At 49.5% G+C, this 11,971-nt stretch carries 6 protein-coding genes; all 6 read left to right on the top strand.

What is annotated here, in order from left to right; all coding sequences use genetic code 11:
- Positions 1–106 precede the first annotated feature (106 nt).
- The 6 genes from GA0116948_RS18905 (at position 107) to GA0116948_RS18925 (ending at position 11,954) form a co-directional block, all read left to right on the top strand.
- Positions 107–2,596, top strand: a complete 2,490-nt coding sequence (locus GA0116948_RS18905; protein ID WP_089715131.1) for a M1 family metallopeptidase — start codon at positions 107–109, stop codon at positions 2,594–2,596.
- Positions 2,597–2,770: 174 nt separating this feature from the next.
- A complete protein-coding gene (locus GA0116948_RS21110) occupies positions 2,771–3,088 on the top strand; it encodes a DUF6660 family protein (RefSeq protein WP_317041934.1) in 318 nt (105 codons plus the stop codon).
- 231 nt (positions 3,089–3,319) lie between these two features.
- On the top strand, positions 3,320–7,684 hold the full coding sequence (locus GA0116948_RS18910; RefSeq protein ID WP_089715133.1) for a CusA/CzcA family heavy metal efflux RND transporter: 4,365 nt from the start codon (positions 3,320–3,322) through the stop codon (positions 7,682–7,684).
- A 41-nt stretch (positions 7,685–7,725) separates the two neighbouring features.
- The gene (locus tag GA0116948_RS18915) at positions 7,726–8,883 is read left to right on the top strand and encodes an efflux RND transporter periplasmic adaptor subunit (protein ID WP_170876091.1); all 1,158 of its coding nucleotides are present in this window, start codon (positions 7,726–7,728) and stop codon (positions 8,881–8,883) included.
- 59 nt (positions 8,884–8,942) lie between these two features.
- The gene (locus tag GA0116948_RS18920) at positions 8,943–11,033 is read left to right on the top strand and encodes a heavy metal translocating P-type ATPase (protein ID WP_205686162.1); all 2,091 of its coding nucleotides are present in this window, start codon (positions 8,943–8,945) and stop codon (positions 11,031–11,033) included.
- Between the two features lie 333 nt (positions 11,034–11,366).
- Entirely contained in the window at positions 11,367–11,954 is a 588-nt protein-coding gene (locus tag GA0116948_RS18925; RefSeq protein ID WP_165798513.1) for an RNA polymerase sigma factor, read from the top strand.
- Positions 11,955–11,971 lie beyond the last annotated feature (17 nt).

The following is an 11,971-nucleotide window of genomic DNA, read 5'->3' on the forward strand; positions in this document are numbered from 1 at the left end:
ATACAATAGTTGAAATAGGTTAAACGCGCTTTTGTAGCTTGGCATCGGTTTTTGCATTTTAGGTAAATGCAACGCCCTATTTAGCGTCAATAATCGAAGTAATTTAATGAAACAACGTTTTGCAAAGTTGCTGGGCGGGTTGCTCTGCATGGGATTAGGAAGCATGGGTACTAAGGCACAGGATATGGCCCGAAACAGGGATACTCCATATTATCACACCACATCGCAAAAGGTAAATGACCTTATTGATACCCGGCTGGATGTCCGGTTCGACCTGGCCAAATCTTACGTGTACGGAAAAGAATGGATAACCCTGAAGCCACATTATTATCCCACGGATACGCTGCAACTCGATGCCAAGGGGATGAACATTAAGACTATCGGCATGATGCAGCATGGCAAGATCAAGCCGCTTACTTTCCGGTACAACGATAGTCTGACCCTTGTCATAAAACTGGATAGGACTTACCGCAATGATGAAAAGTATACCCTGTTTATCGACTACACCGCTATGCCGGATAAGCTGCATGATAAGCCTGGATTTAAACTGGATGGTAAAGGCCTGTATTTTGTAAACCCCCGTGGAGAAGACACCAGTAAACCTACGCAAATATGGACCCAGGGAGAAGCAGAGAGCTCCTCCTGCTGGTTTCCCACCATCGATAAGCCCAATCAGAAAACCACCGAAGAAATTAGCATTACCGTGCCTTCAAAATATGTCACGTTGTCGAATGGTTTGCTGATCACCCAAAAAAATAATACAGACGGCACCCGAACAGACACCTGGCGACAACTGCTGCCGCATGCGCCCTACCTTTTCATGCTTGCGGTGGGCGATTTCAAAATATTTAAGGACAAGTGGCGCAACAAGGCCGTTGATTATTACCTGGAGCCGGCTTATGCGCCCTACGCGAAACAATTGTTTGGGCAAACGCCTGAAATGATGGAGTTTTTTTCCCAAGCGCTGGGTGTAGACTTTCCATGGGATAAATACGCCCAGGTAGTTGTGCGCGATTTTCCCCTGGGAGCCATGGAGAATACCTCTGCCACCCTGCATGGAGACTATGTGCAGAAAACGCCGTGGGACCTGATAGACGATCCGAATGGAGCAGGTGGTACCACCATTGCGCATGAACTGTTTCACCAGTGGTTTGGCGACCTGGTGACCTGCGAAAGCTGGAGTAATGAAACGTTGAATGAATCGTTTGCCGTGTTTGGTGAAAAATATTGGAATGAAAAGAAATACGGAAAAGACGATGGCGATGCCAAACGGTATGATGAAATGCAGGCCTATCTGAGAAATGCAACTGCCGCATCGCAGCCGCTGGTACCCTTTGTGTTTACTGACAACGAGGGCATAAATGGGGCCAATATATATGACAAAGGCGGCATTGTGCTCAACATGCTGAGAAACTACCTGGGCGATGAAGCGTTTTTTAAGGGGCTGGGATTATACCTTAAAACCCACGCCTATAAAAATGCGGAGGTACAAGACCTGCGCCTGGCCATGGAAGAAGTGAGTGGGAGAGACTTAAATTGGTTTTTTAATCAATGGTATTACGGGGCAGGGCATCCCGTACTGGATGTTACTAGCCAGTGGAATGAGGCGCTGCACCAGGAAACCGTTATCATTAACCAGCAACAGGCAGGACCGGCCTTTCAGTGGCCCCTGGCCGTTGATTTTTATGTGAAAGACAAAGTAGTGAGGGCGCAGGTATGGATGAAGCAACACCAGGATACGCTTGTCATCCCATTGGCCACGAAACCCGACCTGGTGAATGTAGACGCCGATAAAGTGTTGCTATGTAAGCTCACAGACCATAAAACCCTGGAGGAACTATATTTCCAATATCAACATGCGCCATTCTACCTCGACCGGCTGGAAGCCATTCAGGCGGCCACCGGGCAGCAAGGGCAGCCGGCAGGAATAGCCATACTCACGGCAGCATTAAAGGATAAGTATTACGGGCTTCGCATAAGAGCAATCAATGCGATTAAAACAGATACATTAGACAGGGCCGCCACCATACTGCCATTGCTGGCGGGGATGGCCAGCAACGATACTAATTACCTGGTACGTGCCGCCGCCATTACTGTGCTGGGCAAAACAGGTAGAAAAGATTACACGGCACTGTACCAGTCGTCCATCGCCAGTCCATCCTACACCGTAAAGGGTGCGGCGCTCCTTGCGCTCAACAGCGTAGACCCGGCGGCGGCGTTTACCCTGGCCAAACACCTGGAAACAGATGGTAAAGGAAAACTGGGACAGGCCATTGTATACACCTATGCCGCAAATGGTTCGGATGAGCAATGGCCCTTCATCATGAACGCTTTCAACAAAGGGTCTGTGCAGGTGAAGTTTGATCTTTTGCGGGGAGGCATGTCTCAGCTGATGGTGCGGCTTAAGAACAAACAATATACTGCTGAGGGCATACACGCCATGGAGCGGTTGGGTATAGGGTATAAGCGATATGGTATAGCCACCAAACTAATCGTTTCCCTGGAGCAGGTCGGCAGCGGGCTGCGCAGTCAGGGCGATACAACCACCGCGGGTATCGCCGATGAAGCGATCCGGCACATTAATGAAGCGAAGTAGGCGCCCAACAAAAGGATGAAAATAATGGATAACCCCGTCTGTAAGGATGGGGTTATGTTTTTTAAAAAAGCAATTGTTGCGCATGGCTTCGGTCACAACGGCGCTAGCTGAAACTGCAACTTCGCTTCAGTTATTCTATTTGTCTGGTAAATAATATATTTTATCTTCGCGACAGTGAAAATATTAGGTGTCATATTATCCTTTCTTGTTTTAATACTGAGCATAGTTCCTTGCTCGGATGAAATGATGATGCACACTGGCCAGGCGGCGCAGGTGCAGGTTTCCCAGGAAATGCCCCTGCATCATTTACCTTTTCAGGACGATTGTTCTCCCTTTTGTCACTGCGCCTGCTGCGCTACCTTCGTTATCATAGCCCCTGTGACAGATCATGGCATGCGCGCCGCGCAGCCGGGTAAAGTATTTAATTCCACCTATCTATCATTGATTGTAGCCATTCCGCGTACTGTTTGGCAACCTCCTCAGCTTTCTTAAATACTTTCTTTTTAGTGCTGTATTTCCATTGCCTGGCAGGGTATTCCCTGTTAGCTATCATGCATGTCTAACCAGTATTACCCAAATCCGGTAAGGGCTATCGTGCCACCTGTGTGGTGTTATATATGGCCTTGTTATCATGTACAGGGATGTTTTGCCTGGCAACGTTTTGCAGGATCATGATCCGGTACAGCCTCATTATTCATCAAAATAAAAAAGTCCATTTCAGACATGCTCAATAAAATCATTAACTTTTCCATACGGAATAAGCTGGTGGTAGGCATCTTTACCCTTGGCCTGTTGGTCTGGGGCATCCTGTCTTTAAGAAGCCTTCCCATAGACGCTGTGCCGGACATCACCAATAACCAGGTACAGATCATCACTTCCAGCCCGGCGCTGGCTACCCAGGAAATAGAGCAGCTTATTTCATTTCCCATAGAACAAACCATGTCTACCATACCCGATATACAGGAGGTGAGATCTATTTCCCGCTTTGGCTTATCGGTGGTGACCATCGTATTTCATGATGATGCGGATATCTACTGGGCGCGTCAGCAGGTGGCGGAAAAACTGCCTGCTGCGCAGCATAATATTCCCGAAGGCCTGGGAAACCCCGAAATGGCGCCCATCTCCACCGGTCTTGGGGAGATATACCAGTACGTAGTGCATGCCAAACCAGGCTATGAAAAAAAGTACGATGCGACTGCCTTACGCACCATTCAAGACTGGATAGTGCGCCGGCAATTACTGGGTACGCCGGGTGTGGCCGAGGTAAATAGTTTTGGGGGATATTTGAAACAATACGAAATAGCACTCAACATCGACAAAAGCCGTAGTTATAATATTTCCACGGCAGATATATTTACGGCCCTGGAAAAAAATAACCAGAACACCGGCGGTTCTTATATCGACAAAAAGCCCAACGTTTATTTCATCCGCAGTGAAGGCCTGATAAAGAGCCTGGCGGATATTGAAAACATTGTAGTTAAAACCGCCTCCTCCGGTATACCCATCCTGATGCGTGATATCGCCACCGTTCAATTTGGCAGGGCTACCCGTTATGGCGCATTAACCCGCGATGACCAGGAAGCGGTAGGCGGCATTGTATTGATGCTGAAAGGCAGTAATGCCACGCAAGTAGTGCGTGCCGTAAAAGACAGGATGGACCAAATTCGTAAAACATTGCCAGAAGGCGTTACCGCAGCGGCTTTCCTGGACAGAAGTGAATTTGTAGGCCGGGCTATTGATACGGTTAAAAAGAACCTGATAGAAGGTGCCCTGATTGTCATCTTCGTGTTGGTCTTGTTCCTGGGTAATCTCCGCTCGGGGTTGATCGTAGCCTCCGTTATTCCCCTTGCTATGTTGTTTGCCATTTCCATGATGCATCTTTTTGGTGTGTCGGGTAACCTCATGAGCCTGGGAGCCATTGATTTTGGGCTGATCGTGGATGGTGCGGTTATCATTGTGGAAGCCACCATGCATCACCTGGCTTACCGGCAAGGCGATACGTTAACACAGCCCCAGATGGATGAGGAAGTAAAGCAGGCCGCCCAAAAAATGATGAACTCCGCTGCCTTTGGGCAAGTCATTATTTTAATCGTATACCTGCCCATCCTTGCGCTGGTAGGCATTGAAGGCAAAATGTTCCGGCCTATGGCGGAAACGGTTTCTTTCGCTATCCTTGGCGCGCTGCTCCTTTCGCTCACCTATGTTCCTATGATCAGTAGCCTGTTGTTAAGTAAACGGAGGGTGCATAAAAAAACATTTGCAGACCGGATGATGGAAGCCATTACCCGTGCTTACACGCCCCTGATCCAAGGTGCGCTGCGCAGAAAACGAATGGTGGTGGGAATTGCCTTTATGCTTTTGGCATTTTCAGTGTACCTGTTTACCACCCTGGGGGGAGAATTTTTGCCTACGCTGGAGGAAGGCGATTTTGCCGTAGAAACCCGTCTGCTCACCGGTAGTTCGCTGGATCAGACTATCGATAAAGTGGAGCAGGCATCCATGCTGTTAAAAAAGCAATTTCCCGAAGTAAAGGAGGTCATTGGTAAAATTGGTGCATCTGAAATACCTACAGACCCCATGCCCATAGATGCCTGTGACCTCACCATCCTGCTGAAACCTAAAAATCAATGGACCAGCGCCCACACCCGCGAGGCGCTGGCGGGCAAAATGCAAGTGGCGCTGGAAGCCTTGCCCGGCGTAAGTTTTGGATTTTCTCAACCCATACAGTTGCGTACCAATGAACTTATTTCCGGTGTGCGCCAGGATGTAGGAATTAAAATATTTGGGGAAGACCTGGAGGAGCTGTCCGAACTGGCGCAGCGCATAGGCCGGCTGGTGCCTACCGTACAAGGAGTCGCAGATCTTTATATTGAACAGGTAACGGGGCTGCCCCAGATTTCCATTAAACTGGACCGCCAGCGCATTGCACAATATGGTTTAAATATTGCCGATATTAATACAACCATCAACACTGCCTTTGCCGGTGGTGTGGCTGGGATTGTATTTGAAGGAGAAAAGCGGTTCGACCTGGTGGTGAGGTTGGAAAAATCACAACGGCAAAGTATAGACGATGTAAAACGATTGTTTGTAACGGCTTCCAATGGAAACCAATTACCACTAGACCAGGTGGCCGACATCAGTTATCAGCTTGCCCCCAACCAGATACAGCGGGAAGATGCCAAACGCAGGATCATTGTAGGTTTCAACGTTCGGGGGCGCGACATAGCCTCCGTGGTAAAAGACCTTCAGCAAAAAATAGCAGAAAAAGTGCAGCTACCGCCTGGTTATTATATCACTTATGGCGGCCAGTTCAAAAACCTGGAGGAAGCCAACAAACGCCTGTCTGTGGCGGTGCCGGTATCGCTTGCCCTGATCCTGGTGCTACTGTATTTCGCCTTTGGTACTATTAAGTATGCTTTACTGATTTTTACGGCTATTCCTATGGCGGCCATTGGGGGCGTATTTGCGCTGTTGCTCCGCGGGCTTCCTTTTAGTATATCGGCAGGAGTAGGGTTTATTGCGCTGTTTGGCGTGGCTGTACTCAATGGCATCGTACTGATCACAGAATTTAACCGGCTTAAAAAGGAAGGGGTGGTGGATATAGATGAAATTATTCTTTCCGGCACCACCACCCGCTTGCGCCCGGTGTTGATGACGGCCACGGTAGCTTCGCTGGGTTTTATGCCCATGGCGCTCTCCACTGGCGCTGGCGGCGAGGTGCAAAAACCGCTGGCCACGGTAGTTATCGGTGGATTGATGACGGCTACTTTGCTCACCCTTATTGTACTGCCGGTGTTATATGCCTTTGTGGAAAAACTACGGCTGCGTGCATTGCCAGTAACCCCTGTGGCTACTGCGGTGTGCCTGCTATGCGTATTGGGTGCGGGCAGTGCAAAAGCACAAACCGGCCCGGTAAAAATAGTGAACCTGGAAGCTGCGATTCATGCAGCAGTGCAATCTAATCCTACTACAAGTATGGCGGCCCTGAACATGCAATACCAGCAAGCGCTTAAAGGCAGCACCGCAGATTTTGGTAAAACGAATATCAACCTCACTTATGGACAGTACAACAGTCCCGTAGGATATGATAACAATTTTACGATATCGCAGGCCATCCCCAACCCGGTATACCTGAAACGGTTAGCACAACTGGCCGATGCCAATATTTATGCAAGCCAGTTGCAGGCAGCTATTTACCGTTCAAAGGTGGCCTATCAGGTAAAGTCTGTTTACTACCTGCTTTTATTCAGGTATCAACAAGCAAAATCAGACCAGGAAGTGGTGACCCTCTATAGCCGCATTTTAAAAGCGGCGGAGGTGAGGCTTGCTACCGGGGAAACCAATGGACTAGAAAAATACAATGCCAGCACCCGGTTGCAGGAAGCCATCGCGCAGCAACAGCAGACCATAGAGCTGGCCAATACCCACCTTCAACAACTCCGGCTGTTTATGGGCGATAACACTATCACCGGTATAGCAGATAGTGTATTGCAGGAAAAGCCCCTGCTGATCGTACCCGATACCACTGCATTTCATAATAATGCAGAACTGCAATCCTTACGTAGTGAAGTAATGGTGGCATCCCGCGAGATTAAAGTAGAGAAAAGCAAATTGTTGCCGGACTTTAATGTTGGATATTTTAACCAGTCGCTGGTAGGAACTTATGATAAAGATGGCAGTGCCCAATATTACGGGGTGGGCAAGCGCTTCCAGGGTTTTGAGGCGGGTATAGGCCTACCTATTTTTGCCGGTGCGCAACGCGCCCGCATAAAGGCGGCCCGGCTTAACGAGCAGGTGAAAGCATCGCAGGTAGATGCATTTTATTTTAGCCTGCTACAACGCGGTACCGAATTGCTGTCCGATTTGAAACGCTTTCAAATACAAATAGATTTTTACCGCCACGCAGCACTGCCGCAAACCGACCTGCTGATCACAAAATCGCAGCGGGCCTTTGAAGCAGGGGAGATGGATTATTACCAGCTATCCCAATCTATTAACAACGCGGTAGAAGTACGCAGGCAATTTTTAAACCTGTTAAATCAATACAACCAAACAGCCATCGAACTGGAACTGATTGCTGGCTTATAATCTATAAAAATCACGGTATGTTTAAACCATTATATCTATTCATGCTTTCAGCAAGTATTTTATTGGCGGCTTGTGGCACCGGTAATAAGCAACCGGAAGAAAGTAAAACCCAGGAGCCAGCCCATGATCCGGACCTGGTTACGCTAAATGCCGCGCAATACCAGGCGGCAGGAATTGCGCTGGGTAATGTGCAATACACCAACCTCACCGATTATATCAAAGCCTCCGGTGCTATTGAAGTGCCGCCTCAACAAATTGTGAGCATTACATCGCCCTACGGTGGCCACATTACCAGCATGAGTGTACTGGAGGGTAAGCACATTGGTACTGGCGAAGTGGTGGCGGTGCTGGAGAATCCCGAATTTGTACAGCTACAGCAGGACTACATGGAAAGCAGCAGCCAGCTTTTATTTCTCCGGCAAGACCTGGAACGCCAGCAAGAGCTGGTGCAGGAAGAAATTGCCGCCCGAAAATCGCTGCAAAAGGCACAGAGCGATTACAATAGCATGGCCGCACGCGTGGAGGGTTTGAAAGCAAAGTTGCGCATCATTCACCTCGATCCCGAACGGGTAAGCCGGGGAAATTTTGTAACGCAGGCCAGCATTTATTCTCCGCAAACGGGTTATATTACCAAGGTATACGCCAATATTGGCAAGTTTGTAGGTACCAATGAAGTGGTAGCAGACCTGGCCAATACAGACAATATGCTGGTACGTATCCGTGTGTTTGAAAAAGACGTACCCAAGCTGTCCCTGCATCAAACCGTTCGCTTCCAGGTGGCGGGCGACAGTGTGGAACGCCGTGCGGTGATTACCATTGTGGGCAAAGATATTCATGAAGACAGAACCGTGGATGTACAGGCCCAAATAGCAGGAGCTGCGGGCAAATTATTGCCGGGTATGTTTGTAAATGCGATTATTGAACTGGGTGCCAAGGCCACACCCGCGCTCCGGCAAGATGCGATTGTACAGTCGGGCGGAAAGAACTATATCTTCGTAGCACAGCCTGCGGCAAACGGCGCGCAGGGTACTACCACCACTTATACGTTTCGGCGCATGGAAGTCACCACTGGCGTTACAGAAAATGGCTTTACCGCGATTGGCCTGCCGGAAAGTGTGGATACCAGTGGTAAGATTGTAACCAAGGGTGCCTATGATCTGCTGTCAAAAATGAAAAACGTATCGGAAGAAGATGAATAAAGGATTGGGGCCTGCCTGTTATGGTCCCCCCTGTTTTTTTACCAATAACAACATCTGCTATGGATAACCTAAAAATAAACCAGGACATACACCGTAATGCCGGTGAAGCTGCCGCCCAGGCACCACATTCACATGCCTCCGCAGTCGATGATCCCGGGCAGCCGGGGCATGATCATGAGCATGGTGGTATCTTTGGCAAAAACACAGAATTATATTTCAGTATTGGCTGCGGTATAGCGCTGGCGGTGGGCTTTGGTCTTTCCCGGGTGAGCAGCTTGCCCAAATTACTGCCCATTGCTTTTTACATAGTGGCCTACCTGCTGGGTGGTTTCTTTACGGCCAAAGAAGCGATAGAAGCCATTCGCAAGGGTGGTTTTGAAATAGATTTCCTTATGCTGGTAGCAGCCATAGGCGCCGCCATCTTGGGCGACTGGGCCGAAGGGGCTTTGCTGCTGTTTCTTTTTAGCATGGGCCATGCGCTGGAACATTACGCCATGGGCAAGGCCCGCAAATCTATTACCGCGCTAACGGCCCTGGCACCAAAAACCGCGCTGGTGAAGGATAATGGCCAAACCCGTACCGTAGCGATCAGCGCCCTGAAAATTGGCGATGTGATCGTTGTGAAACCTAACACTAAAATTGCCGCCGATGGTATTGTAGTCAGCGGGGCTGGTAGTGTAAACCAGGCACCCATTACCGGCGAAAGCATACCGGTAGATAAAGAAGCGGTGGAAGATCCCAGCATATCGCCGGAGAAAGCGGGTAACCTGGATGGGAAATACCGGGTATTTGCCGGCACGATCAATGGCAATGATTTGCTGGAGGTAAAAGTTTCGCGGGAGGCCAATGATTCTTCCATTGCCCGGCTGGTAAAAATGGTGAATGAAGCGGAGGCCCAGCAATCGCCCACCCAGCAATTTACGGACAAGATCGAAAAAATTTTTGTGCCTGCCGTGCTGGTGCTGGTCGTGCTGCTTTGTTTTGCCTTCCTGGTCATAGATGAACCATTTAGTAAGAGCTTTTACAGGGCCATGGCAGTGTTAGTGGCCGCCAGTCCTTGTGCCCTGGCTATATCCACACCCAGCGCCGTATTAAGCGGCGTAGCCCGCGCCGCCCGTGCGGGGGTACTGATCAAAGGCGGCCGTCCTTTGGAAGACTTGGGCAGCCTCACGGCATTGGCCTTTGATAAAACAGGCACCCTCACCGAAGGTAAGCCCAGGCTCACTGCCGTGCTGCCACTGGACAACATCGGTGAGCAGGAGTTGCTGGCATATGTAGTGGCCGTGGAATCGCTCAGCGATCATCCTTTGGCCAAAGCCATTGTACGCGATGCGCAAACCCGGCTACAAGGAGCATCGTCCTTAACGGCTCAAGACCTGCAAGCGGTGTTGGGAAAAGGGGTGAAAGCCAGCGTAGGCAATGAGCAGGTGTATGCCGGAAACCTGGCATTGTTCGACGGCCTGGATGCCTACAAACCATCTCCTGCACTCACGGCCCAGGTAAGGGAATTGGAAAACAAGGGCAATACCACCATGATCATCCGGCGCAACCAGGCCTATATTGGCATCATTGCCGTTATGGATATCCCCCGACCAGAAGCCAAAGCCACCCTCTCAGCGCTAACACGGGAAGGGATTACAAAAATGGTCATGCTTACCGGCGATAATCAGCAGGTGGCCAATGCAGTGGCCGTGCAAATTGGGCTAACCGAGGCGCTAGGCGGCTTGCTGCCCGAACAAAAAGTGGAAGCTATTGAAAAACTCACCAGGGATGCCGGTAAAGCAGCGATGGTAGGAGATGGGGTAAATGATGCACCCGCCATGGCCAAAAGTACCGTAGGCATTGCCATGGGGGCCGCCGGTAGCGATGTGGCCCTTGAAACTGCCGATATTGCACTGATGGGCGACAAATTAGACCTGCTTCCTTTTGCCATTGGGCTAAGCCGGAAAGCAACATCCATTATCCGGCAAAATCTCTTCATCAGCCTGGGTATGGTAGTAGTGCTGATACCCCTTACCATCTCCGGGCTGGCTTCTATTGGCCCCGCTGTAGTGGCGCACGAAGGCTCAACACTCGTAGTAGTGTTTAATGCCCTGCGCCTGCTGGCCTATAAGCCAAAAGATGTATCCGCACCGGCCGGCAAAGCATAATGTACATGGCCACCCTTGCCCATACCGGAGGGCAAGGGTATGTTGCCGGCGTTTTTCCACAGCAGCAGAAAATGTAAAATAAATGGGGGGTAGTGTAATGTCTTTGTATTAAAATAATATTAAATGGTGGGGATTTTCCTGTTCTCACCATGAACCAGGAAGGCCCCCGCAGCGTGCTTACCCCTGCTGCCAGCAATGGTTTGAGCCTATTTTTACGGCATATTCGCCATCCCAACATATTGGCGTTGCAACAAAAGATAAAAATTGCCGATACTTTTTTCTATTTTTATTTTACTTACCACATAAAATAGGGGAACCAACATTCAATCGAATTTGCCAGCCGACGCACCATACCAGGAGGAGGAATTGCTTACCCGCATCGTGGAAGGAGATGCTACTATATATCCTTATTTATTTGATACCTATTATAATTCCCTCGTATATTTTTCGCTTAGTATCATTAAAGACCAGCAGCAGGCCGAAGACATTGCAGTGGATTCTCTGGTGAAACTATGGCAGGTACCTACCCGTTTTGAAACCACCGGCAAATTGAGGGGTTACCTCTTTACCCTTGCCCGGAATGCAAGCCTGAACTACCTGAAACACCTGCGGGTACGGGAACGTAGCGAGCAGGTACTTGCCCATCCCGAAGCATTGATAGATGCCAGGCTGGAGGCGCTGGTGGTAGAGGCAGACCTGCTACGCCTGGTATACCAGGAAATAGCCCAGCTACCGGATGCTTACCGCCAGGTGGTGGAGCTGCTGTATGTGGAAGGGCTTTCAGCTGCGGAAGCCGCAGACCGGCTGGGCATTAGCATGGATAACCTGCGTCAGCGAAAAGGCCGGGCCATCAAAGAACTGAAAAGTGGGCTGCTCAAAAAAGGATTGAATGACATTTTTTTCTCCTTAATATTTTTCTAAAAAAGATTGTCACGCTT

Origin of the sequence: Chitinophaga costaii, from assembly GCF_900094705.1 — a bacterium.
Taxonomy (GTDB): Bacteria; Bacteroidota; Bacteroidia; order Chitinophagales; family Chitinophagaceae; genus Chitinophaga; species Chitinophaga costaii.